The sequence below is a fragment of the Synergistaceae bacterium genome (assembly GCA_017444345.1).
Classification (GTDB): Bacteria; Synergistota; Synergistia; order Synergistales; family Aminobacteriaceae; genus JAFUXM01.
On record JAFSWW010000114.1, the window covers coordinates 1 to 24,612 of the forward strand.

The window sequence follows — 24,612 nt, forward strand, 5'->3', positions numbered from 1 at the left end:
CTGCTATTTTATAGCGTGAAAAATTTATAGAGAGGTGAAAATTTTATTATGAAAGCAGTACAAATTGTTAAACCTAATGAGCTTAGAATTATAGACATGCCCAAGCCCGTAATTAACGAGCATGATAACGTACTCGTCAAAATAAAAGCGTCGGGGATCTGCGGCTCAGACGTTGGAATCTATCACGGAACTAACGCGGCGGCAACTTATCCCAGAGTCATAGGTCATGAAATTGTCGGCGAAATTGTAGAAGTCGCCCCGAATGTTAAGACTCGCAAAGTCGGTGAAAGAGTAATTATAGATCAAGTAACAGCTTGCGGACATTGTTACGCCTGCAGGAAGTCGCGCCCTAATGTGTGTCAAAATTTGCAGGTCCGAGGCGTTCATATTGATGGAGGTTACCGCGAATTTATGGTCGTTCCCGAGAAAGATTGTTATTTGCTGCCTGATTTTCTCGAATATAAAGACGCTGTAATGATTGAGCCGACTACTATAGCCGTACAGTGCTGTTCACGCGCGCAGCTTGAGAGTGAGGACGATGTATTAATAATCGGAGCGGGGGCACTGGGAAGCAGCTTATTACGAATCGTGAAATTATTTAATCCTCATAGTATCATAATGGCCGATATTGACGAGGCCAGACTCGACGAGGCATTATCGAATGGAGCGACCGCAAAAATTAATTCACGCACTGAAGATTTAGTTAAACGCGCTAAAGAATTAACCGGAGGTTACGGCCCTACAGTTACCATTGATGCCGCCTGCGTTAAAGGGAGTCTATTAAGTGCCTGCCAAGCTGCCGGAAATGCTACACGAGTTATAACTATGGGATTCAGCATAGCACCCGACGAAATAAATCAATTTGTGATCACGTCTAAGGAGCTTGATATTCGCGGATCTCGTTTACAAAATCGCAAATTCGCCGAAGTCATTAAACTCGTGAATGAACACAAAGTAAATTTAAACGGTGCAGTCTCTCACACATTCCCATTCATGGAAGCTCAGAAAGCATTTGACTTTGTTGACAGCAGAGACCCGTCAATCCGTAAAATTTCGCTGATATTTGACTAAAAATTTATGAGTCCCTCGCAAAAATCGGGGGGCTTTTTTCTTGCAAAATAATTTAATCGTGATATAATGCGCTCGTCTCAAAAAATTTTTTACAAAGGAGCTTGACAAGATTATAATGTTTGTGTATAATTTTCACATCACATCACATTATTATTGTCTTGTTTTAGTTCTCTAGTTTCCAACAAATTTAATTATACATGGCGTGAACCGGACGGGAATAGAAATATTATTCTGTGCGGTATTTTGTCGTGTCAAAATGAAAGGAGTTAATTTTTATGCAGAGAGAAATTTTTGTGCCTGCAGATTGTGAAGTTATCTCATTTAATAAAGAAATCATTACTACAGAAAACAGCGGGACCAGCAACGGCGACTAACAAAGGAGGACGAATCAAATGCAGAAATCAGCATATATCCCGGCAGAGCTGGAAGTAATTGCGTTCAACAAAGAAATCATGATTAATACAGACAGCTCCGAACAAGAAAGCGGCCAAGGCGGCGGCGACTAACAAAGGAGGCGAGTCAAATGCGGAAATCTAAATATATCCCCGCTGAAGTTGAAATAATAGCGTTCAACAAAGAAATTATCACACAAGAATCAACCGGAGAAGGCACGGAAGGCAGCAGCAACCCATAACTATTTCTGCATACTCACTAAATGAATCGCACCTACAAAATAGCCGGGCAAATTATAGAAATCTCCTCGCATTATGATTCACTTCACGAATATTGCAGGGATTATATTTTTTCCGGTGAGCCTGATTTTATTATTAACGCTGCTGAGTCGGACATTGATTTAGAACTCACTCGCGAATATTCCCCTGATGAGCTTGAAAATTTGATACTCTACAGGAAATTAAGCGAGATAATGCCCGACTATGGCACTTTTTTAATGCACGGTTCAGCAATTGCTATAAATGGCGCGGGCTGTATTTTCACTGCACCGAGCGGGACGGGCAAATCGACTCATACAAAATTTTTGTGTGAACTCCTGAAGGATAAAGCCGTAATGGTAAACGATGACAAGCCTTTAATTACTGCTTTAATCGACAAAAAAATTACTGTTCACGGTTCGCCCTTCAATGGCAAGCACAGACGCGGTAATAATATTTCTGTACCGTTAAAAGCTGTGTGCATTCTCGAACGCTCGGAGCATAATAATATTCATGAAATCGCATTTTATGAGGCGTATACTACACTTTTAGCGCAAATTTACAGGCCTGCGACTAATGAGAGGCTCGCAAAGACTCTCGAACTTCTTGACAGAATGAACGGAGCTGTAAAATTTTATAGACTCGGCTGTAACATGAGCATTAACGCCGCTGAAGTCTCATATAATGCAATTATGAAGGGGGAATAAATTTCTATGAAGTTAAGCAAAGATTTTATCTCGCATAAGTCGGGAAGTGATTTTATTCTTGTGCCTACTGGGACGGCTGAATTTTCCGGAGTCGTTAAGGGTAATTCTACATTTGGATGGATTTATAGTTGACTTGTTAAAGAATGACACGAGCGAGTCAGAAATTATTAACGCCTTACTTGAGAAATTTGACGCTCCAGAAGATATAATAACAGCCAATGTTCACGAGACTATAAGCAAATTACAGGAAATTAACGCACTTGAATTTTAGCGAATATCTTGATTTACACGGGACTTTGACTTATACGAACGTGGGAACTAGTATGCTGCCTCTTTTGTGTCAGGGCCGGGATTTATTCACTATCACAAAGAAAAGTGAGGCGCGCTGCAAACGCGGTGATGTTGTATTATATGAACGTCCGCCCGGTAAATATATTTTGCATAGGGTTATCGAGGTCAGGGAGAAAGATTATATAATTCTCGGCGATAACTGCATAAGTAAAGAATACGGAATAACGGACAAAAATATTTTAGGCATAATGACAAGTTATACACGTTCGGGCGTTGAACATAGCATAAATAGTTTAGGCTATAAAATTTATACGTTCCTGATAATGCACACGATCGGAGCTAGAATATTTTTAAAGAAGTTATTATATAAATTTAAGAGGATCATAAAAATTTTTATTTATCATGAATAATAGCAATCAAGAATACAAGAAAATAGCTGAAATAGTAATATATCTCGCGGGCTGTGCTGTTAATTCGCAGATTCCTGAACGTGAAAAATTTTCGGGCGCGGGTCTTGAAGATATATACAAATTTGCGGAATTTCACAAGATAAGTGCTTTAATTTGCATGGCCTTAGAGTCCGCCGGAGTCAAGAATGATTTATTTTTGCAGTCAAAGGGATTATCTTTCAGCAGAATAACGAGACTCGAAATTGACGCGTTAGAATTATTTGACAGGCTCGAACACGCTAAAATTTGGTACATGCCTCTGAAGGGGTATATCATAAAAAATTATTATCCTGCTTTCGGAATGCGCGAGATGTCCGACATAGATATATTATTTGACTCAAGTCAAGCTCGTAAAGTCCGGGCAATAATGCAAGATATGGGCTTTGAGACGAAAAATTTTAATTCAGGAGCTCATGATGTTTACCAGAAAAAGCCGGTAAGTAATTTCGAGCTGCATAGAGATTTATTCGGTCCGACTGCAGAAAAATTTTATAATTATTATCATGAAATTAAGCGCAAATTAATTCTTAAAGCAGGCAGCAATTATTATTACGAGTTCAGTAAAGAAGATTTATATATTTATATTACTGCTCATGAATATAAACACTACTCTTCAGGCGGGACGGGGCTGCGTTCATTGATTGATATATATTTATTCATGAAAAAATTTGCCGGCGAGCTTGATTATAATTATATTTCATGTGAACTTGATAAACTCGGCTTGACTGAATTTGAGGCAAATAATAAATCACTTGCTATGAATCTTTTCAGCGGCGGCGATGTAAATATAATAAATCAAGAAATTTATAATTATATGATTACTTCAGGAGCTAAGGGACTTATTGAGCATAGAGTCAGCAACAAATTAAAGACTCGCAGTAAATTGAAATATTTATGTGAACGGATTTTTTTGTCTGATTTAGAACTTAGAGAGCGATTCCCATTTTTCTATAAGCATAAAATATTATTGCCTTTTCTCGTGATTTATCGCGGGTTCAGGGCTTTAACGGTGAAGAGAAAATCTATAATGATCGAGCTAAAATCTTTCATGAAAGTAAATAAACTCCCTCCGCAACAATAAAATAATCACAGAGGGAATTAATAAATTTATTCGCTTGCTTTCTTGACTAAACGCTGCCCGAATTCGTATGCTTTTCTCAAGTCTTCAGGGAATATTGTTTTATTGCGTTCGAGTCTCTGATTCCCGTCAAACATATTGCACTCATAGCGCGAGTAATCGCTAAATTGCAAAGTCTCATACACACAAAGACTCTCGTTATAGCCGAGTACACGTTTAAAAGCTGCGTCATTTGCTGCGAGTAATTCATTATAGCCGATTTTTGCCGCAATATTTTCTGACGCGTTCATTGTATAAATACTGCCCGTGCAAATTTTTTTATCGACATTCTTAATTAATTGACCGTTCGAGTCCGTGCTGTAAGTCATAACAGGAAATAATAATCTCTCAATAAATGATCTCATCATGCCGGTTACAAAGCTGAAATAAATCGGGCTGCCCATTATAATAATATCAGAGTTAAAAGCCTTCTCAAGAACTGGCCTTAATTCGTCGCGATAAACACAAATACCGTCAAAATTTTTATTCTTGAGCTTACACGCAAAACACGAGACACAGCCTTTATATTTATAGTCATAAAGGTGTATTAATTCCGTCTCGGCTCCTGATTCAGAAGCTCCCTTCATTGCGCTTTCTAAAAGTTTGGCAGTGTTCCAATTTTTGCGCGGACTGCCGTTTACAAATAATGCTTTCACGTTTATATAGCCTCCCTCAAAAAAATAAAAAATTTTACATTGACCGTAAACAAGTTTTATTATATATTATTCGCGTTCAGAATTTAAAGCGGTTTAGTAGAATAATTAAATTGTTGTAAGTAGTAATACCCCCCCCCCTGTAAGTATTTTATGCAAGAGAGAGCAGGGCGGGGAAGAAAGCAAAGGGGGATTTTTGCCGTATATTCTCGCAAGTTTTGATTTAATATTTATGCGCACAAGAATAGATTTATTAAAATTTTTATATTTATCAAGCAAATTTTACAGGAGGAATTATTATGATAAAGCGCAAGGGCTTCACGCTCGTTGAATTATTAATCGTGGTCGTTATTATGGGAGTATTAACTTCTATGATGTCAATTTCAAGTGTAGGCTCAACTGATTCGGCCAAAGCGTCCGCAATAATCGGGAATCTTGTTACAATGAGAAAAGCAGCATTAGCAGATTATATAGAAAATGGCGATACAAACTGGACAGACGCTGATTCTGTACGTGAAGCAATCGCAGCATATATGAATACTAAGGAAACAGCTATAACAGCAGCTAAATTTTCTGTATTAAAACAAGACGCTTGGTATATTTTATATGAATTTCAGACCGATGATAGCAGCTCGGTAAAGGATAAAATCGCAGGCAAAGCTAATCTTACTGGACTCTACGCGGCCACTGCTGCAACTACTGTTACAAATAATATATATACAAATGTTGCTAATAATACACATGTAGCAATAAAAGTCCGTTAATTCGCCCGTAAATCTATAATAATTTAAGAGTTTCTCTAAACTTTCAGGGAGACTCTTTTTATTTTGCCCGCCCAGTAATATATAATACTTTCACGATAAATTATTATATTCAGTAAGGAGGCCATAAAAATGGGAATGAGAGGAATTCATACGTCTATTAACGATATTCGCCGGGCAATTTTTACGGAAGTAGCAAAACTTTCATATAATTATAAAGAAGGCGACTTATCAGAAATGGAATTAATACCGTATAGAATAATCCCGGGTGAAGTCTCGCGTTATCGTGACAGTGTCTTTCTTGAGCGTGCAATAATTGAAGAAAGAATGCGGCTCGCTATGGGTTTGCCGAAAAGATCAGCTGCCGAACATGCGCCAGTCTCACTAGGTGCTGAAGAGTGCGTTCACCCCGAAAAATATTATCAGCCGCCGTTAATCAATATCATAAAATTTGCGTGTCATTCCTGCCCTGATAACAAAGTAGTAATCACAAATCAGTGTCAAGGCTGTCTAGCTCGTCCGTGCAGTCAAGTATGCCCTAAAGACGCTATTTATTTCGAGAAAGGCCAAGCCCATATTGACGAGTCAAAATGTATCAAGTGCGGCCGCTGTATGGGAGTCTGTCAATACGGTGCAATCTTACGAATGGAACGGCCCTGCGCAAAAGCCTGCGGAATGAAGGCAATCAGGAGCGACGAATATGGCCGTGCAGATATTGATCAAGATAAATGCGTTTCTTGCGGTATGTGTCTTGCAAATTGTCCATTTGGTGCTATAGCTGACAAGGCTCAAATTTTCCAGTGTATACAGGCAATCAGAAGCGAGACTCCCGTTTATGCGGCAATAGCTCCGGCCGTTGCTGGCCAGTTCGGGAAGAGTTTAACGCCTGAAAAAATGCGCGCTGCTTTCAAAGCTCTGGGATTTCACGATTTAGTAGAAGTTGCTGTCGGTGCTGATTTATGTACGTTACAGGAGGCCGAAGATTTTATTAAGGAAGTCGTCGAGGAGAAAAAATTGCCTTTCATGGGTACATCGTGCTGTCCTGCGTGGTCAGTCATGGCAAAAAAGGAATTCCCGCAATATGCAGAATGTATAAGCATGGCACTAACTCCGATGGTATTGACTGGGCGGTTAATCAAGAAGGAGCACCCCGGCTGTAAAGTTGCTTTTATAGGCCCATGTGCAGCAAAGAAATTAGAAGCCAGCCGCAGAACTATTCGCAGTGATATTGATTTTGTATTAACATTTGAAGAAGTACTCGGCATGTTTGAGGCGAAAGAAGTAGATTTTGATAATCTCGAGTCAAAACCTGTTCCGAATTCTGCCAGTGCTGACGGCCGGGGATTTGCTGTTAGCGGAGGAGTCGCGTCGGCCGTGTTAAATTGTATTAAGCACACTCACCCTGATTTAGATATCAAAGTAGAATACGCAGAGGGACTCGATAATTGCCGTAAAATGCTGCAGCTTGCTAAGGCCGGAAAATATAACGGTTATTTACTTGAGGGCATGGGCTGTCCGGGCGGATGTGTCGGCGGAGCTGGTACTGTTCAATTAATTAATCAGGCCGCTAACGAGGTCGCTAAAATCAAGAAATCGACTCAGAAATTACACGCCTATGAAAGCGAATATAATTCAATTTTGCCGCAGCTCGAAGAATAAATAAACATGATATAATACGCGTAAATTTATATATTTTGAAGGGGGCAGTTATTACAATGGCAAATAAATACGCAGGAACTCAGACGGAGAAAAATTTGCAGGCGGCCTTTGCAGGTGAGTCGCAGGCTCGTAACAAGTATACTTATTTTGCTTCAGTTGCTAAGAAAGAAGGTTATGAGCAGATAGCGGCGTTATTCTTGAAGACAGCTGACAACGAGAAAGAACACGCTAAAATGTGGTTCAAGGAACTTGACGGAATCGGCGACACAGCAGCCAATCTCGCAGCAGCAGCAGACGGCGAAAATTACGAGTGGACGGACATGTATGAGGGCTTTGCTAAGACAGCAGAGGCAGAAGGCTTTAAAGCTCTTGCAGTAAAATTCAGACTCGTAGCAGCAATTGAGAAACATCACGAGGAACGCTACAGGGCATTATTAAAGAATGTACAGGCCCAAGAAGTTTTTGCACGCAGTGAGGTTAAAGTCTGGGAGTGCAGAAATTGCGGACATATCGTAGTCGGCACAAAAGCTCCGGAAATTTGCCCGGCATGTGCTCATCCTAAGGCATATTTTGAGATCAACGCAGAGAATTATTAATTATTAGCTATTAAATTTTGCAGTCCTTCTCTGATTTGAATTTTTCAGGGAGGGACATTTTTTATGCTTTATTATTCTTTCTTACTATTTCAAAGTGTAAAATATAATCTTGAATTTATTTTATTGTGAAGGAGAGATTTATATTTTGCTGAAATCTATAAAAATTTTCGCGTTATTATTGATTCTCGCTTTGTTGCCGAGTAAGATTTTATTTGCTGCAAATTCCGTGAGTTATCTCAATGACCCTAAATATACTGTCGGAGTAAGTGATAAGGGCGCAGCTCTCGATGCAGTAAGGCGCGATCTTCCAAAAGCTAAACTTGCATATTATGACGGTGTTGACGGATTCATGGCCGTGAAGACTTCAAAAATTGACGCATATATAAACGATAGAATCACTATGATTCTTGCGTTAAAAGAAGGTTTCACAGGAGTAAAATTTTTGCCTGACTCAATTGGCGAGCCTATAAAAATCGCTATAGGAATCTCAAGAAAGTCAAAGATTCCCGGGTTACTCGGAAAAATTAATAATTTTATTGCTGAACTCAAAACAGACGGGACTCTTGCTGACATGAAAAAAAGATGGATAATTGACTCGGATTACACAATGCCCGAAATAAAAGCACCTGACAAGCCTAAATTTAAGCTCAGAGTCGGCACAGTGGGAATGATTCCGCCATATAGTTTTTATGTAAATTCAAAATTGACCGGCCATGATATAGAATTTGTGAAAAGATTTGCGGCTTGGCTGGGAGCTGATATTATATTCAAAGATTATGACTTTGCGGGAGTAATTGCGGCTGCTGTAACTGGCGATATAGATATAATTGCTGCTAACCTGCAAAATTCACCCGAACGAGCAGAAAAAATTGATTTCTCCGACGTTATAATGTCGTCAGATTTTACGGCAATGATTCGCGAAAATGATCACAGGGGCGAATTATATTTACAGCAAGAATCACACAAAGCACAAGGCATTTACAAGTCAGTGAAGGATTTAGACGGGCAAAATATCGGCGTTCAAACGGGTAATCCTGAATGGGACAAAATGATAAAGCAGCTTTTACCGAATTCTAAAATAGTTTACTATAATACTTTCACGGACTTAGTAACAGCTCTTGAGGCCCGCAAAATTCAAGCATTCCCCGGTGATGAGCCTACTTTAAGAATGATAGCAGAAGAAAATAATGATTTAGCTATTCTTGATGATGTTATAACAGAGACTTACGGGATTTCTTTTGCTTTTGCGTTGAATCAGGAGGGCGCAAATTTACGCGATAAATTTAATGAGTTCATGAACGAGATTCGGGCGAACGGCGAATTAAATCGAATTGTCAAAAAATGGACCGTTGAATCAAATAACAGACTCCCCGCCGATTATGAATCTTTACCCGGCACAAAGGGAACTATCACATTTGCAACTGAAGGAGAATATCCACCGTTTAATTATTATATTAATGGCAAAGTCGCAGGCTTGGAAATAGATTTAGCTTACGAATTCTGCAAATCACGGGGCTATGGGCTTAATATTATAACTATGAATTATGAAGCAATCCCGGCCGCTGTTAAATCAAGAAAAGCAGACTTTACAGCAAATTTTACAGCCGATGACGAGCACGGGGAAGCTATGAATTTCTCGATACCTTATTATTATTGCACTAGTAAAATGATGATTCGTAAGTCTTCAGATTTAAAGCCTGCTCACAAGACTAATTTAACGCCTGATTCAAATCATGAGAAATTTTCAAGCCTGAAAGATTTTGACGGTAAAAGAATCGGCGTTATAACCGGCTCAGTACATCCTGATATAATCATGCCCGTATTGCCCAGTGCCGAATTATTTTATTTTGACAGGAAAGCCGACGAATTAGCAGCCCTCTCATCATATAAAATTGACGCGTTTCTATGCAGCGAACCCGAAGCAATTTCGCTTTTACACGAAGATAATAATCTCGCTTATATGAACGCATATTTGAGTAAATTTGACTTGGCCTATTGTACCGCGAAAACTCCCAAAGGTAAGGCACTTGCTGATGAGTTAAGCGAATTTATACGAAGACTCAATAATGACGGCACTCTAAAAAGTTTGCAGGATAAATGGTTTCTAGGTACAGACGAGTCGCAAAAAACTTTAGAAGACTATTCACAACTGCCCGCTAAAAATGGAGTCATAAAATTTGCCCAATTTGTCCACGGAATCCCGTTTACTTATGTGCGTGATAATATTGTAGTCGGCTATGAGATTGAATTACTTGTGAAATTCTGCAAAGAAAAAGGTTACGCCCTAGAAGTATTAACTATGGATTTCAGCGGAATACTCCCGGCTGTGATTTCAGGAAAATGCGATGTCGCAGGGGGAGGCGTAATTATTACTCCTGAACGTTCGGAACAAGTTTATTTTACTGACTCGATTTATAACAGCGGGACTGTCTTAATCACTCTAAAATCTTTGTTGAATAATAATATTAAGCCCGGTCAAAAAATTTCAGACTTCAACGGCAAAAGAATAGGCGCATTAACGAGTTCAGTATTTCCTGAATTAATCAAGCAAAAATTACCGGACTCACAAGTTTTATTTTATCAGAGTCGAGCCGATGAAGTTGCCGCACTCTTGGCCGGGAAGATTGACGCTTTTGCACTCACTGAACCTGAAGCAATATCAGTCGAGAATGAAGACAAGAGAATTATATATATTCGCGACTACTTAAATAATGTCGATTTCGCGTTCGGTCTTGACAAGAATAATAATAAATTGCTTGACGAATTAAATAAATTTATTTCAGGACTTGACTCGGACGGGACTCTTGAAAGATTGCGCGATAAATGGTTCAGGGGCAATGACGAGTCGCAAAAAACTTTAGAAGACTACTCAAATTTGCCAGCTGCTAACGGCGTTATAAGATTCATTCAGGACGGAGCGAGCGCGCCATTTTCATACGTGCGTGATAATATAGTTGTAGGCTATGAGATTGAATTATTAGCAAGATTTTGCAAAGAATACGGCTATAAACTTGAGATCTTGACTATAGATTTAGGCGGAATGATTCCAGCTGTACAATCAGGACGAGGCGACATAATGGGCGGCGGGGTTGTTATCACTTCAGAACGTGCAGAAAAAATTAATTTCACAGTGCCTGACTTCAAGAGCGGGGGCGTGTTTCTTGTATTGAAATCTAAGACTCAAATATTGCCCAGCGTAAAAGATTTTGATGGTAAAAAAATTTCTGTTCCTACTGGGAATATTGCAGATACATATGTCCGCAAAAATTTGCCGAAATCAGAAATATTATATCTTGACAATGACGCAAATAAAATCGAAGCATTATTATCCGGAAAAATTGACGCATTTGCAGTTGATGAGCCTCAAGCAATGATATTAACTTCAGCTAATCCCGAACTCGTTTATATTCCTGATTATTTAATGAATTATGAGAACGCGTTTTTTGCTGCTAAGAATTCCAAAGGCGAGGCACTTATTGCGGAACTCAACGAATTTATAAAGCGTGAGGAATCTAACGGGACACTTGAGAACTTGCGCAAAATCTGGTTCAATTCCGACGAGTCGCGAAAAATAATCACTGATTACGAGAATTTACCGGATATTAAAGGCGTTATAAAATTTGCCCAGCAAGGGGACGCGCCTCCATATGCATATTTTCGTAATAATAAAATAGTCGGCTATGATGTTGAAATTATTGCGCGATTCTGCAAAGAAAGAGGCTATAAACTTGAGCTTGAGACTCTTAATTTTAACGCAATAATCCCAGCTGTTCAGTCCGGAAAATGTGATCTCGGCGGTGTAGGTTTCTCAATTACTCCCGAACGTGCTGAAAAAGTAATCTTCTCTGAGCCTATTTACAGGGGCGGCGGCGTGTTAGTAATCAAGAAAAATAATAATGCGTTGACAATTTCAGATTTTGACGGGAAAAAAATTACTGTCTCTTCTGTTTCTGTTCATGATCAGGCAGCTAGAGAGAATTTGCCTCATTCTGAAATATTATATCTTGATAATTATGCAAATCAGATGAGCGCACTTCTTGACGGAAAAGTTGACGCAATGATCCGCGATGAACCCGAAGCAATCGTGTTAAAAGAGTTAAACCCGCAGCTTGATTATATTCATGAATATTTAATGAGCTATGATAATGCCTTTATAGCTGCTAAGAATGAACACGGTGATAAATTACTCGCTCAACTCAATGAGTTTATAAAGCAGGCCGACAATAACGGGACTTTAAAGAATTTGCGTGATATCTGGTTTCATTCAGACGAGTCAAAAAAAGTCATGACAGATTATGAAAATTTACCGGATATTAACGGCGTTATAAATTTTGCGACAGATCCCGAAACACCCCCGTTTACTTATATACGAGATAATAAAGCAGTCGGCTATGATATAGAAATTATTGCTAGATTCTGCAAAGAATACGGCTATAAACTCATAATTGAAAATATTGACTTCGGCGGCTTGCTTGCTAGTGTAGCGTCCGGAAAATCTGATCTCGCAGGCGGTGCTATCACAATCACAAATGAACGTGCCCAGCAGGTAAATTTTTCTGAGCCTATATATAGGGGCGGCAACGTGTTAATATATTTAAAGCAGGATAATTTAAATCAAGAAATAAAACGAGCCGAACAAGCTGCACAATCATGGCTCACTGAATTCATGAAAGATTTAGAGTCAAGTTTTGAGCGGACATTTTTACGTGAAAATAGATGGCAGTTATTCGCAGAGGGGACTTTGATAACTTTAACAATAACTGTGCTTGCGATTATATTCGGGACTCTTTTAGGTTTTGCAATATACATGATGTGCAGGCGCGGGAATTTATTAGCGAATTTATTTGCAAGATTTTCAGTTTGGCTGATTCACGGTATGCCCATAATAGTATTATTAATGATTCTATATTATGTCGTATTTAGTAATGTCGCAATTTCCGGACTCTGGGTTGCTGTTATTGCGTTCACTCTCATATTTGGACTCAATGTATATACTATGATTTTATCGGGAGTCGGAGCTGTCGACAAAGGACAAACAGAGGCAGCCCTCGCACTGGGATTCAGCGATTCACGAACATTTTTCACGGTTATACTGCCTCAAGCTGCGTTACATTTTATGCCGGGATTTAAAGCCGCTGTCGTTGAGTTAATAAAATCCACCGCAATAGTTGGCTATATAGCTGTTCAGGACTTGACGAAAATGGGCGATATTATCAGAAGCCGGACTTATGAAGCCTTCTTCCCGTTGATTGCTGTAGCTGTGATTTATTTTATTCTCGCTGGAATTCTTAATTTATTCTCTGGAATGATTCATAATAGACTCAAGCCCGAACGCAGAAAACCCAGTGATATTTTGCGCGGAATCGACACGAGAAAGGAGTAATATAATATCATGATAAGACTTGAGCATGTAAAGAAAGCATATCCGAATGTAACGCCGTTAAAAGACGTGAACGCAGAAATTAAAGACGGTGAAGTGATTTCTATAATCGGCCCTTCAGGAACAGGCAAGAGCACTCTTTTAAGGTGTATAAATTTGCTTGAGAGACCCACGAGCGGCAAAATTTTCTTAAATGATCAGGAAATCACGAGCAAAAAATGTAATGTCCCCCTAATGCGTCAAAAAATGGGAATGGTATTTCAGCAATTTAATCTATTCGGCCATCTCACTGTAATAGAAAATATTATGCTCGCTCCCATGAAATTAAAGCATGTCTCAAAGCAGGACGCTTATAATAACGCAATGAAATTATTGCATCAGGTCGGACTCGCGAATAAATATTTGAATTATCCCGATGAGTTATCAGGCGGACAAAAACAAAGAATCGCTATAGCCCGGGCTCTGGCAATGAATCCCGAAGTGATTTTATTTGACGAACCTACAAGCGCACTAGATCCCACTATGATCGGAGAAGTTCAGGCCGTTATTCGTGAACTTGCTGGAACCGGCAAAACTATGATTATAGTTACTCATGAAATGAAATTCGCGCGATCTATTGCAACACGTGTAATTTATCTCGATGAGGGCGGAATTTATGAAGACGGCACCCCTGAGCAAATTTTTACGAATCCTAAAGGCGAGAAGACCCGGCGGTTTATTCGTAATCTCAAAGTGTTAGATATCGCAATAAATTCTACACATTTTGACTTCCCCGGCGTTGTCTCTCAGATTGAAAGTTTTTGCGCTAAAAATTTAGTTCCGTATAAGGCCGCTAATCGTCTGCAATTATCATTTGAAGAGTTAATCAATCAAATTTTACTGCCTGTTCTCTCTAATAATAATGAGCCTGATATAAATTTTTCTGCTGAATACTCCGAGAATGACGAAAAAATTAACGTTGAAGTCTCTTATAACGGCGGCTCGTTTAACCCTTCAGACAGTGAAAATAAATTATCGTGGCGATTACTTGAGAATGAAATAAAAGATTTTAATCACTCTATGAGTAATGACGGCCTAAATGTAGTAAAATTCATTGTGTGAAATCCATTAATGAAAGAGGTATCGAAATCATGAAAAAATTTGCGCTTGTTTTAGTGGCTGTTATGTTAATTTTATCGCTGGGAAGTATGGCACTTGCTAAAAATTTGCGTGTTGCCTTTATAGCTTTTGGAGATGTCAAGACGGACCCGTTTTACAAAGAAAGTTACAGCGGTGTACAAGCATTTGCAAATTCTCATACTGGTACAATAGTGAAAATTTTCCAAGAAAAGAAATTCAGCCCGTCCCTTGCCCGCAAATTAATACGTCAGGCCGTGAAAAAATATGATGTAGTTATTTATTGTGAGGCTGTTGACCCTGAAATAACGGAAATTGCAAGATCTAACAGCCGGGTAAAATTTATATTTACTGAATATTGGCCGATTGATTATAAAGCAAAAAATGTCGAACTCCCGAACGTTTATGCAATGCGCTTTAAGGATGACGAATTAGGACTATTGGCCGGGCTTGCTGCTGCGTTGTCTAGCAAAACAAAAAAAGTAGCTTCTGTTCATGGTGTAGTAATGCCGAGTAATAGAAGATTTCAGGAAGGTTTTGCGGCTGGCGTGAAGTATGCTAACGAGAATTATAACGCAAATACAAAAGTTATCGAGCTCGGAGAATTTGAAGGTGTTGACTCGTCCGGTCAAAGTATAGGCGGGAATTATATAGGCTCATTCACTAACACTGCAAAAGCTGCAATTATCGGTCAGGCTTTAATAAATTCAGGCTGTGATGTAATATTTATTTCAGCTGGCGGGGCTGGCGACGGAGTTATTGACGCTGCAAAGAATTCGGGCAATGTAAAATTAATCGGCTGTGATACGGATCAATTTGACGCAGGCTTTGACGGCGATAAAAATATAATTCTCACAAGTGTTATAAAATTAATGACTCCTCAGATTTTGAGCGTCCTAAATGATATAGAATCCGGCTATTTCAGGAACGGAAATTATTTACTGGGCGCAAGTAATCATGCAGTAGGCTACGTTAAGGGCGATCACTGTTTACTGGATTCAGATGTTGCGGAAAAACTTGACTCGGCATTTGATTTAATGAAGTCCGGCGAGTTAGTCCCGTTACATTAAAATATATTTATTATTCAGGAGGTAATTTATATCATGAAAAAAATTTTTGCTTTATCGTTATTAGTCGTTATGTTATTTGCTGCGAGTGCCAGTGCTACGGTTACAGTCGGCCGTCATAGCATGTTGAATTTCACCGAGTCCGACATGGTCAAGTTAATGCAGGAAAGCACACACAGAGAATTTTTTGTCGGTCTTGATGTAACAGATATTGCTATTAAATTCTATGACACTCTAGTTTTAATGCAGATGGCCTTAAATAAGGGCGATGTTCAAGTTTTAAGCCTGCCTCAGTGTGTAGCTGAATACATGTTAAATAATAATAATAATTATGCTATTAAGGGCATTGACTGGTGGTTTATCTCGTCAGCATGTACGCTTAATTTTGCTTTCTTGGAAGATAACAAGACTTTGCAGAAAAATTTTAATGACGCTCTTGACGATATGAAGAGACTCGGCGTGCTGGGAATGCTTGAGCATAAATATATAACTGATCCCGAACCTAACACGTTAAGCCCCGTAGAGTTCCCGAAATTCCCCGGCGAGCCTACTATAACAGTAGCAGTAACAGGAGACTTGCCCCCTATAGATTATATTGCACCGGACGGGACTCCAGCAGGATATAATACTGCCTTGCTTGCAGAGATTGCTAATAGACTCAAAGTAAATATTAAGCTCATAAACGTTGAGACAGGTGCGCGCGCTGCTGCCTTACAATCAGGACGTGCCGATGTAGCTTTCTGGTTCCAAAGCAATATGGACGAGACTATACCCGCAATTGATGTACCTCAGGGATTAATAATTTCTAAGCCTTATTACAAATGGAACGAGCAGTATTTTATCGGACTTAACAAGAAATAATTTAATTGAGAAATTTTCACGTTCTCCCTTGTTTATATAGCAGGGGAGAATTTTTTTTGCGCGATACATCCCCTGCCAGTTCGTGGAAAATTATTTTATTCGAGATTTATAATTCTAGTCATTGTTGAAATCAGATCATAGCCGTCCCATATTAAAGCAAAATCAAGAGTCCGGCCCACTGGGACAATTCTGTCAATGCCTTTGACTCCTGAATTTATTAGAGGCGTGAAAATATTTTGATTTGCTATATAAGAAACTGTCTGACAGCGTTTATCATTACATAAATTTTTTATCTGTATAATATTATTGCAGTCGTATTCAAAGAAGAAGCCGCTGTTATCGCGATAATTTATAAACTCAGGACTTAAAGATTTGAGATTTATTCGTACTATTAAATTATCGCTTGAGTGTAATATTTCGCAGTCAGGAATTTTTGCGGCGCATATATATGCACTTGTCAGCTTATTTATTGCTTGAATCGGCATGATATTATATTTTTTGCGGGTTATCTCGTGAAAGTCAGGCCAGAAAAATTTTTTAGCTGTATTAATTCTTTCTTGATCGCCCAGCCATATAATAAAATTAGGGCTCGTGCAGGCGTTCTGATCAGTCAAAAAAGTATCGTTATAGAAATTTTGTGATATTTTATTCTTGTCAGGCTCATTCAGCGATAAATAATATTCAGAGTCAATTACTGTAATAGAATATCTATCAGCAAATGTAATTTCTATTGAGCGCGGATTTAATGGCGATTTACGTATTTCTTTGATGGTCTCATCGCCGCCCCATATTACGCGGATATCTGAAATTGACGAGAGAAAATTATTTATATAATTATCATGCTCATAACGAACGAGAATAATATAATTTTTTAACGAGTCATAATTTTCCAGGATTATATTAACAGCTCGATTTATAATTCTGACTTGATCAAAATTTTTTGAGGGAATTCTGACAATATTTGCATTGCCTGTTAACAGCCCTGACACGAGAGAATATGCAAAATTTACAGGAACATTAGACGGCGCAATGTGAAAAGCTGTTCCACGACCGAGCCGGAAATTTTTATTATTTAATTTCTCGCGCATGTTATTAACTGAACTTTTACGAATCCAGAAAGCAAACGTGATTATATCAGGATATAATTTTGCTTCAGAATCATGCATTAAATAACGTGAAAGCTCATCAAGAAAATTTATTATCTCGTCATCAAATGGAATTTTAGCGGGAATGCTCGATAAATTTATCAGGTTATCGGCTGAACCTGTCAGAAAATTAATTTTGCTCAATATCTGCTGCATAAGTATCGCTGCACCCCCTTAATTCGGCCCGCTTTAATCTGCCTGTAATCCTGAAATATTTTCCTTTACGGCCGCACGGACAATTATCGACTCCGAGTATAACGCCCTCGTCTTCAGTTAATAAATTATGTCCGGGATAAGATTCAGGAATGACTGACAAAACTTGTATAATGCCGTTCTCGCCAATATTGCACTCTGAGAAGTCAAAGCCCCGCCGTGTAATTACATCTGAAAAAATGCTGGCGTGTAAATTTCCGTGTTCGCATTGCATGTAAATACAGCCGGTTTGCTCGACCATGCCGTAATAATTATAAATTTTATCGAGTCCGCAAATCTCGTTTAATTTATCATGGAATTCAGAATGACTCACGGATTCAGACTCTAACTTTTTCCAGCCTCCGCCGTGTATTAATATCCCGTTTGAGAGATTAATTTTTCCGGGTAATTTTCGCAGTGCCTTATAAAAATATTCCCAGATCATGAATGTGAAGCCGAATAATAAAATTTTTTTGCCGCTGTTAATCTCAAGAAATTCGCGAAGAGCTTTTATATTTAGCTGCATATTATCGTCGAGTGCGTAAATTTTTTTAGTGCCAAGAATCGAGAAACCCAGAATTCCCGCCCCCCTTGCTGAAAACATTGCGCGATTCTTTATTACACTGGGCGAGTCAATAATTATCATGGGCATTCTTTCATGTCCGGTAAAATCAGAGACGATTTTTATCATGGCTCGCTGTTGATTCATGGCTGTTAATTTATCAAGGAAAATTTTGCTCACTGCTTGGCCCGTTGTTCCTGATGAGGTCATTACTTTCACGATTTCTGAGTCATTTACTGATTTTAGCTCAAGTTCCTTAAAGAGTCTCACCGGCAAAAATGGCAGTTCATTATATAAATTCACTTTGTCAGAGTCAAAATTTACAGCTCTCAAAATATTATGATACTCTTTGCAGTGTTTATCATGAAAATCTGTTAATTCTCTAAGCCGCTGAGTGAGTAATTTATTTTTTCCTGATTTATCGAGCTCAAAAGGTGCAAGATTTAATATTTCGTCAAATGTCATAGTATTTTCTCAACTCGTTATACATGATTTTGCCGGATTGATTTCGGGGGATTTCGTCAATTATCACGACTTTGAAAGCTGAAGGATTTAATTTTGTCTTATTTTCTGCGAACTCTTTTATTTGAGCCGCTAAATTTTTATTCTTGTCAGTGATAAATATATACATTTTATCGTCAAGTCCGGAGCTTACTGACTCGATATTAAATTTTCCGTGTATCAGCCTGTCAATTTCGTCGAGATTAACACGATTGCCGTAAATTTTCAGGAATCTTTTTTTGCGTCCAACTATATAAAAATATCCGTCCGAGTCAAATTCTGCTATATCGCCAGTTTTCAAGACTCCCCCGCGCTCATCGCCTTTAGATAAATCTTCGCCGCTTTCTGCATAGCCCAGTGTAACATTTTCGCCCATATAAACAAGTTCGCCCGGAGTCAAAATCTGCGTTATTTCTTGATCATTATCATCAATGAGCTTAAATTTTCCGCCCGGTATTGCTATTCCTATAGAACCGTTTTTTGTTAAAGCCTTATCACTCGGCAAATAACTCATTCTCGCTGTTGCCTCGCATTGACCGTACATGATAATAAAATTTTTATTATTTTCTTGAGCATAACGCGCAAATTTTCCTTGTAATTCCGGCAAAATCTTCCCCCCTGCTTGAGTAAGAGTCCTTAACGCCGGCAAATTCATTCTGTAAAAATTTAATTTATCAAGAATTTCATACGTGTACGGCACACCGCTTAAAGACGTAGCATTTTCTCGTCTCATGAAATCCCAGAAATCTTTTTGCATTAGAGTCTTATCAGTTACGAGAATTGCAGCACCTGATAATAAATGCGAGTTTATTATTGACAGCCCATAAGTATAATTCATAGGGAGAGTCGTAATAGGACGTTCTGACTCGTTAAGATTTAAATATTTCTTGATAGAAAGCGCGTTAGATAAAATATTCCTGTATGACTGCCTGACAAATTTAGGCGACCCTGTAGAACCTGAAGTAGTAAGCAATAAAGCTAATTGATCATATAAATCAAATTCACGTTCATAATTAGTCTTGAGCAGCGAATAATCATAAATATTATAAATCTCTGTCATATTATGCATATCACGAAAATTTTTGCGCTGATCTTCAGGAATCCATAAATAAGCAGGCTTGTAAATTTCCATGAGTCTAATCAGAGAGTCAGAGTCAATATTGCTATTTAACAACAACGGGACAATATTATTATTTATAAACGCAACATAACCGAGAATGGAGCTGATTTTATTTTGACACAAGCAAAAAACTAGACACCTGCGGCCAAGTAAATTTGCGACTCTTTCGGACTCGATTTTAAGCTCATGATAGGACAAGTTATTATTATGCTCATCAATCAGGGCTGTATTATTCGCGAATGAGTCCAGATTCCATATTTTATAATGCATATCTCTATTTTTAAGCAATCTGCACGCCGTATTTCTTGAGAATCTCAATGCCCCGCTCAAATGAATTAAAATCTATTATATCAGCCGTATCAAAAATTGTGTCAAATGCATTTTCCAGCGACGATATAAGCATCATATGACCCACTGAATCCCACGCGGGGACGCTTTGATAAGTCAAGCCCGTTAACTGATCTTCGTTAATTTCCAATGTCTTAGCAAAAATTTTCTTGTACTTCTCTAAATTAGTCATGATTTATAATTTCCTCCATAAAAATAAAAATTTATATCATTGCTCCGCCGTTGACTCCTAGAATTTCTCCCGTCATATACCGCGCTAAATCCGACGCAAGAAACGCAATCACGTCCGCTATATCTTCAGGAGTTCCGAGTCTTCCCATTCTGATATTATTCAGGTAATTATTTATTTTTTCTTGGCCTATGCTTCTGAACATATCAGTGTCAATCATTCCCGGCGCGACTGCATTAACTCGAATCCCATAATGAGCCAGTTCTTTAGCTGCTGTCTTAGTCATAGCTGCAACTGCTCCCTTTGTGGCTGAATAAACAAGCTGCCCGGAGTTGCCTTCAATTCCTACTATGCTTGATAAATTTATTATGCAGCCGCTTTTCTGGAAGATCATTTGTTTAGCTGCGATTTGTAACATGTTCATGACCCCGAACACATTAGTCTCGTATATTTCCTGCATTAGTTCACGAGTTATCATGCCGATTAAAGCGTCCTTCATTATTCCTGCGTTATTTACAAGAATGTCAAGTTTTCCGGATTCTTTTCTGATTTGCAAGATAGATTTTTTTGCTGCTGATTCGTCTCTCACGTCGAAATATAGAGCTTTGACCGTTGTATTATATTCTTTGCTGATTTCTTCACATAGAGAATCTATATTTTTAGGTGCTCGGCAATTAGCATAAACGATCGCCCCCTCTTCAGCAAATTTTTTAACTGCAGCGGCTCCGATTCCCCGGCTGGCTCCTGTGATTAAGCAGACTTTATTATTAAGCAAGTTCATATTTTGCCCCCTAAAAATTTAATGCCTGAAAACTTTTCCGTCGATATTTCTCGCAATTACTCTTGCGGGATTACCGAGTGCGACAACTGAGTCAGGTACGTTTTTATACACGACTGAACCCATGCCAATGATGGATTTATCCCCGATTGAGATTTTTTCTTTTAGTGCTGCACTGAGGCCGATATATGTAAATTTTCCGATTGAGACATTGCCGGCTATATTTCCAAAGCCTGAAATCATGCACCCTTCTTGAAGTAAATCATCATGTCCGATATTGCAGTGAGGTTGAATATAGACATAATCTTTTATTGTTACGTTGCATGAGATAAAGCAGCCATATTGAATTGTTACGCCTCGTCCTATAATTGTCGAGTCAGGTATATAAATATCAGGGTGAATTAATGAAGCCAGCTTTATATTATCATCGTCAAGTTTATGGAAAATTTTCTCACGTACTTGAGGCTCGCCTACAGCTACAGTTATTTCTGATGAGCCGACGTATTTATCGCAGAATTCTTCATAACTAATAACATTGATATTATTAACTTGTTTAGAATTAATTTCTACGTTCACAATAAAATATATTTCCGACCATTTTTGACTCTTAGCGTTTATAATCCGCGCTAATTCTAAGACTTCCCGACCTAAACCGCCAGCCCCGAAAATTCCTAATATTTTATTCATTGAAGATTACCCCCTGATTGTCCCGGAGTAATATATAAATTCGTGAAAAGTTTATAACAAAAAAATTTGCAGGTTACTATTTCGGGCAAAACCGTCAAAATAAATATTATTACTTGTGAATGAAGACTAACATACTTACTTAATAATGCGTCATTTGGCGGTAATACCCCCCCCCCCTAAGTAATATTGCGCACATTTAAGTACGTGAAATAAATTTCTGCTCATTATTACGTTAAATTTCCTCTCTTCTTTGCTAAATTTTTCCATGTATTATAGCAAATAATAATCTCTACAGTAAAAATTCAGAAAAGTTATATAATATATACACTCTAAATTTATTTAAATAAGGAGGTTGTATTATGACAAAAAAATTTATTATCGCGTTATTAATTCTTGTCATGAGCGTAAATGTCTGCTTTGCTGCTGATTCAAACAAGAGTGATTCACTCTTTCAAGCTGCTTTGCTGCAGTCCTTAATGTCGGGAGTCTATGACGGCTTTATAACTGTTAAAGAAGTCAAGAATTACGGCGATATAGGAATCGGGACATTTCAGAGCGTCAACGGTGAATTAATAATGCTTGACGGCGAAATCTACCAGGCTTTATGGGACGGCAGCGTAAAAATTGCTGATGACTCCGAGACTGTGCCATTTTGCAACGTTACATTTTTTGATTCTGATATAACACGCGAGAATGTCAGTGCGGAAAATATAGCCGAGCTTAAATCAAAACTTGATGAGATTGTTAATTCACACGGTAAGAATCAATTTTACATGGCAAAAATTTCGGGTGAATTTAATTCTATTCTCGTTCGCAGTGAGTTAGCCCAGCAAAAACCGTATAAGCCCCTTGACGCAGCACTAAAGACAGATCAGCGAGAATTCACTTATAAAAATATTTCCGGAGTCCTCGTTGCTTTGTATTGTCCTGCTTATATGAACGGTCTTAATACTCCCGGCTGGCACTTGCATTTTATCTCGAATGACAGGACAAAGGGCGGCCATGTTCTTGAGCTTGAGACAAATTCATGCAAGGTCGAACTTGATATTATGAGCGGCTTTAATATGATTTTACCGGATAATGCTGGCTTTAACGATAAAGATTTAGCTGTTGAGATGGGTTCACGCATTAAAGAAGTCGAGGGCGGAAAATAATTTTTGCTTACTCAAGTTTATTTGCTTGATATTAGCGGGCATTTAAATTACCCAGTTACAAAATATCTTGATTATTTACCAGTTGAACGCCGCGAGTCGATTCTGCGTTATAAATTTTTACCGGATCAAAATCGGACTTTATGGGCTGAATTACTAGCAAAAAAATTAATTGCCGGTTTACTTGCTAGAAATTTTCAAGATATAACTATCAAACGAGACTCAAGCGGGAGGCCATACCACGAAAATATTTGCTTCAGCCTCTCGCACTGTTCTAACTGGGTCGCTTGTTCAATCGGAGATAATATTAACGGAGTCGATATTGAAATTATTTCACGCCGGGCGAGTCTCAAAATTTCCAAACGTTTTTATTTGCAAAGTGAGCATAATACTATAAAATTTTTGCATGATAACGGCCAAGACTGGGAGCGAAAATTTTTTGAATACTGGACTCTCAAAGAAAGCTGCTTAAAGTGTTTAAATCTTAATAACTGGGCTGAAGTCGACTGCGAGAAATTATTATCATGTAATCACGAAATAGCCGGGAGAAATTTTTTCTTGAATGATTTAGTGATTGCCTGCTGTTCAAAACGTGAATATCTGCCTAATAATATAATAATCTTAGAAGGAGGGAATAATTTTATAAATGGGTAAATATTTTTTCAGGCGCGTATTAGTGAGTCTTCTCACACTCTTTGTAGTAATAACTATTACATTTTTTATGATGCAAGCCATCCCCGGAGGCCCATTCACTGAAGAGAAAGCAATCCCCGATTTTGTTATTGAAAAAATGATGACTCAATACGGACTCGATGATCCGATTTATATTCAATATGGGCGTTATTTATTGAATGTCTTGAGACTCGATTTAGGGCCTTCATACAGGTACGAGGGGATTTCAGTAAATGAGATAATTTCAGAGAGCTTCCCGGTCTCGTTCATGGTCGGCGGGCTTGCTTTGATTCTTGCGCTGTTAGTGGGAATTCCTGCGGGCATTATTTCGGCATTGAATCGCGGCAAATGGCAGGATCGGCTTTCTATGATTCTTGCGACACTGGGAGTAACTATTCCGGGATTTATAATTGCTGCTTTGCTTGTATATATTTTTGCGTGGCGTTTAGGCTGGGCGACTGTAGGATTCTGGGAAGGATTTTCTACGGCGATTTTACCGGCTTTGACTCTTGCGTTATATCCGGCGGCGTTTATTTCTCGTTTAGTTCGTTCGAGCATGTTGGAAATTTTGACTCAGGACTATATAAGAACTGCATATTCTAAAGGTTTGAGCGAGTTTGCTATAATTTATATTCACGCTCTAAAGAATGCAATTATTCCCGTCATAACTTATTTAGGGCCTCTTACCGCGGGAATCTTAACGGGGAGTTTTGTAGTTGAACAAGTTTTCGGAGTTCCCGGGCTCGGCACATTCTTTGTAACAAGCATAAATAATAGAGATTACACGACTATAATGGGAGTTACTATATTTTATAGTGCGCTGTTAGTATTCTTTAATTTGATTGCTGATTGCTGCCTAGCTTTGATAGATCCCAGAATCAAATTACAATAATAAATAGTGAGGGAATA

General features: G+C 38.5%; 22 protein-coding genes. 15 read left to right on the forward strand and 7 right to left on the reverse strand.

Features of this window, described 5'->3' with window-relative positions; translation table 11 throughout:
* Positions 1 to 48: 48 nt before the first annotated feature.
* The 5 genes from IJS99_08895 to IJS99_08915 all read left to right on the forward strand — a co-directional run bounded on the left by IJS99_08895 (position 49) and on the right by IJS99_08915 (position 4,249).
* Positions 49 to 1,071: an alcohol dehydrogenase catalytic domain-containing protein gene (locus IJS99_08895; protein MBQ7561928.1), complete on the forward strand. Its 1,023-nt coding sequence runs from the start codon at positions 49 to 51 to the stop codon at positions 1,069 to 1,071.
* A 655-nt stretch (positions 1,072 to 1,726) separates the two neighbouring features.
* Positions 1,727 to 2,428 (forward strand): hypothetical protein, encoded by a 702-nt coding sequence (locus IJS99_08900; GenBank protein MBQ7561929.1) that lies wholly within the window; start codon positions 1,727 to 1,729, stop codon positions 2,426 to 2,428.
* A 112-nt stretch (positions 2,429 to 2,540) separates the two neighbouring features.
* Positions 2,541 to 2,699, forward strand: coding sequence for a PqqD family protein (locus tag IJS99_08905; GenBank protein MBQ7561930.1), 159 nt, complete (start codon positions 2,541 to 2,543; stop codon positions 2,697 to 2,699).
* Positions 2,689 to 3,129, forward strand: a complete 441-nt coding sequence (locus tag IJS99_08910; GenBank protein MBQ7561931.1) for a S24/S26 family peptidase — start codon at positions 2,689 to 2,691, stop codon at positions 3,127 to 3,129. Before IJS99_08905 ends, IJS99_08910 begins: the two co-directional genes overlap by 11 nt.
* Positions 3,122 to 4,249 (forward strand): nucleotidyltransferase family protein, encoded by a 1,128-nt coding sequence (locus IJS99_08915; GenBank protein MBQ7561932.1) that lies wholly within the window; start codon positions 3,122 to 3,124, stop codon positions 4,247 to 4,249. Before IJS99_08910 ends, IJS99_08915 begins: the two co-directional genes overlap by 8 nt.
* A 26-nt stretch (positions 4,250 to 4,275) precedes the next feature.
* Here IJS99_08915 and IJS99_08920 read toward each other — a convergent pair whose 3' ends face one another.
* The gene (locus IJS99_08920; GenBank protein MBQ7561933.1) at positions 4,276 to 4,941 is read right to left on the reverse strand and encodes a flavodoxin family protein; all 666 of its coding nucleotides are present in this window, start codon (positions 4,939 to 4,941) and stop codon (positions 4,276 to 4,278) included.
* 296 nt (positions 4,942 to 5,237) lie between these two features.
* Between IJS99_08920 and IJS99_08925 the strand changes: the two genes are divergently transcribed.
* From IJS99_08925 to IJS99_08955, 7 genes are all read left to right on the forward strand, one after another.
* Complete coding sequence (locus tag IJS99_08925) at positions 5,238 to 5,702, forward strand: type II secretion system protein (GenBank protein MBQ7561934.1); 465 nt, start codon at positions 5,238 to 5,240, stop codon at positions 5,700 to 5,702.
* 135 nt (positions 5,703 to 5,837) lie between these two features.
* A complete protein-coding gene (locus tag IJS99_08930; GenBank protein ID MBQ7561935.1) occupies positions 5,838 to 7,358 on the forward strand; it encodes a 4Fe-4S dicluster domain-containing protein in 1,521 nt (506 codons plus the stop codon).
* Positions 7,359 to 7,414: 56 nt separating this feature from the next.
* On the forward strand, positions 7,415 to 7,954 hold the full coding sequence (locus tag IJS99_08935; GenBank protein ID MBQ7561936.1) for a rubrerythrin family protein: 540 nt from the start codon (positions 7,415 to 7,417) through the stop codon (positions 7,952 to 7,954).
* A gap of 145 nt (positions 7,955 to 8,099) precedes the next feature.
* Positions 8,100 to 13,337: a transporter substrate-binding domain-containing protein gene (locus tag IJS99_08940; GenBank protein ID MBQ7561937.1), complete on the forward strand. Its 5,238-nt coding sequence runs from the start codon at positions 8,100 to 8,102 to the stop codon at positions 13,335 to 13,337.
* A gap of 9 nt (positions 13,338 to 13,346) precedes the next feature.
* Positions 13,347 to 14,435 carry an amino acid ABC transporter ATP-binding protein gene (locus tag IJS99_08945; GenBank protein ID MBQ7561938.1) on the forward strand — a complete coding sequence of 363 codons (1,089 nt, stop codon included), beginning with the start codon at positions 13,347 to 13,349 and terminating at the stop codon, positions 14,433 to 14,435.
* 29 nt (positions 14,436 to 14,464) lie between these two features.
* Entirely contained in the window at positions 14,465 to 15,520 is a 1,056-nt protein-coding gene (locus IJS99_08950) for a BMP family ABC transporter substrate-binding protein (GenBank protein MBQ7561939.1), read from the forward strand.
* 33 nt (positions 15,521 to 15,553) lie between these two features.
* On the forward strand, positions 15,554 to 16,378 hold the full coding sequence (locus IJS99_08955) for a transporter substrate-binding domain-containing protein (GenBank protein ID MBQ7561940.1): 825 nt from the start codon (positions 15,554 to 15,556) through the stop codon (positions 16,376 to 16,378).
* A 95-nt stretch (positions 16,379 to 16,473) separates the two neighbouring features.
* Here the strand turns inward: IJS99_08955 and IJS99_08960 are convergent, their stop codons facing one another.
* The 6 genes from IJS99_08960 to IJS99_08985 are packed head-to-tail and all read right to left on the reverse strand — an operon-like array spanning position 16,474 to position 21,880.
* Positions 16,474 to 17,679 (reverse strand): hypothetical protein, encoded by a 1,206-nt coding sequence (locus IJS99_08960; protein ID MBQ7561941.1) that lies wholly within the window; start codon positions 17,677 to 17,679, stop codon positions 16,474 to 16,476.
* Complete coding sequence (locus tag IJS99_08965; GenBank protein MBQ7561942.1) at positions 17,654 to 18,742, reverse strand: hypothetical protein; 1,089 nt, start codon at positions 18,740 to 18,742, stop codon at positions 17,654 to 17,656. Before IJS99_08965 ends, IJS99_08960 begins: the two co-directional genes overlap by 26 nt.
* Positions 18,732 to 20,186 (reverse strand): AMP-binding protein, encoded by a 1,455-nt coding sequence (locus IJS99_08970; GenBank protein MBQ7561943.1) that lies wholly within the window; start codon positions 20,184 to 20,186, stop codon positions 18,732 to 18,734. Before IJS99_08970 ends, IJS99_08965 begins: the two co-directional genes overlap by 11 nt.
* A complete protein-coding gene (locus tag IJS99_08975) occupies positions 20,179 to 20,418 on the reverse strand; it encodes an acyl carrier protein (GenBank protein MBQ7561944.1) in 240 nt (79 codons plus the stop codon). The genes IJS99_08970 and IJS99_08975 overlap by 8 nt, the downstream gene beginning before the upstream one ends.
* Positions 20,419 to 20,449: 31 nt before the next feature.
* Positions 20,450 to 21,190, reverse strand: coding sequence for an SDR family oxidoreductase (locus IJS99_08980; GenBank protein MBQ7561945.1), 741 nt, complete (start codon positions 21,188 to 21,190; stop codon positions 20,450 to 20,452).
* A 24-nt stretch (positions 21,191 to 21,214) separates the two neighbouring features.
* A complete protein-coding gene (locus IJS99_08985) occupies positions 21,215 to 21,880 on the reverse strand; it encodes a NeuD/PglB/VioB family sugar acetyltransferase (protein ID MBQ7561946.1) in 666 nt (221 codons plus the stop codon).
* Positions 21,881 to 22,239: 359 nt separating this feature from the next.
* Here IJS99_08985 and budA point away from each other — a divergent pair, with 359 nt between their 5' ends.
* The 3 genes from budA to IJS99_09000 are packed head-to-tail and all read left to right on the forward strand — an operon-like array spanning position 22,240 to position 24,595.
* A complete protein-coding gene (gene budA / locus IJS99_08990; GenBank protein ID MBQ7561947.1) occupies positions 22,240 to 23,034 on the forward strand; it encodes an acetolactate decarboxylase in 795 nt (264 codons plus the stop codon).
* 3 nt (positions 23,035 to 23,037) lie between these two features.
* Positions 23,038 to 23,685 (forward strand): 4'-phosphopantetheinyl transferase superfamily protein, encoded by a 648-nt coding sequence (locus IJS99_08995; GenBank protein MBQ7561948.1) that lies wholly within the window; start codon positions 23,038 to 23,040, stop codon positions 23,683 to 23,685.
* Positions 23,678 to 24,595: an ABC transporter permease gene (locus tag IJS99_09000; GenBank protein ID MBQ7561949.1), complete on the forward strand. Its 918-nt coding sequence runs from the start codon at positions 23,678 to 23,680 to the stop codon at positions 24,593 to 24,595. Before IJS99_08995 ends, IJS99_09000 begins: the two co-directional genes overlap by 8 nt.
* Positions 24,596 to 24,612 lie beyond the last annotated feature (17 nt).

Excerpts from the sequence above, each read along its gene's own strand:
- IJS99_08895 (MBQ7561928.1), top strand. The coding sequence starts at position 49 with ATGAAAGCAGTACAAATTGTTAAACCTAATGAGCTTAGAATTATAGAC.
- IJS99_08950 (MBQ7561939.1), top strand. The coding sequence starts at position 14,465 with ATGAAAAAATTTGCGCTTGTTTTAGTGGCTGTTATGTTAATTTTATCG.
- IJS99_09000 (MBQ7561949.1), top strand. The coding sequence starts at position 23,678 with ATGGGTAAATATTTTTTCAGGCGCGTATTAGTGAGTCTTCTCACACTC.
- IJS99_08930 (MBQ7561935.1), top strand. The coding sequence starts at position 5,838 with ATGAGAGGAATTCATACGTCTATTAACGATATTCGCCGGGCAATTTTT.
- IJS99_08960 (MBQ7561941.1), bottom strand. The coding sequence starts at position 17,679 with ATGCAGCAGATATTGAGCAAAATTAATTTTCTGACAGGTTCAGCCGAT.
- IJS99_08975 (MBQ7561944.1), bottom strand. The coding sequence starts at position 20,418 with ATGACTAATTTAGAGAAGTACAAGAAAATTTTTGCTAAGACATTGGAA.
- IJS99_08900 (MBQ7561929.1), top strand. The coding sequence starts at position 1,727 with ATGAATCGCACCTACAAAATAGCCGGGCAAATTATAGAAATCTCCTCG.
- IJS99_08925 (MBQ7561934.1), top strand. The coding sequence starts at position 5,238 with ATGATAAAGCGCAAGGGCTTCACGCTCGTTGAATTATTAATCGTGGTC.
- IJS99_08965 (MBQ7561942.1), bottom strand. The coding sequence starts at position 18,742 with ATGACATTTGACGAAATATTAAATCTTGCACCTTTTGAGCTCGATAAA.
- IJS99_08935 (MBQ7561936.1), top strand. The coding sequence starts at position 7,415 with ATGGCAAATAAATACGCAGGAACTCAGACGGAGAAAAATTTGCAGGCG.
- IJS99_08915 (MBQ7561932.1), top strand. The coding sequence starts at position 3,122 with ATGAATAATAGCAATCAAGAATACAAGAAAATAGCTGAAATAGTAATA.
- IJS99_08985 (MBQ7561946.1), bottom strand. The coding sequence starts at position 21,880 with ATGAATAAAATATTAGGAATTTTCGGGGCTGGCGGTTTAGGTCGGGAA.
- IJS99_08955 (MBQ7561940.1), top strand. The coding sequence starts at position 15,554 with ATGAAAAAAATTTTTGCTTTATCGTTATTAGTCGTTATGTTATTTGCT.
- budA (MBQ7561947.1), top strand. The coding sequence starts at position 22,240 with ATGACAAAAAAATTTATTATCGCGTTATTAATTCTTGTCATGAGCGTA.
- IJS99_08945 (MBQ7561938.1), top strand. The coding sequence starts at position 13,347 with ATGATAAGACTTGAGCATGTAAAGAAAGCATATCCGAATGTAACGCCG.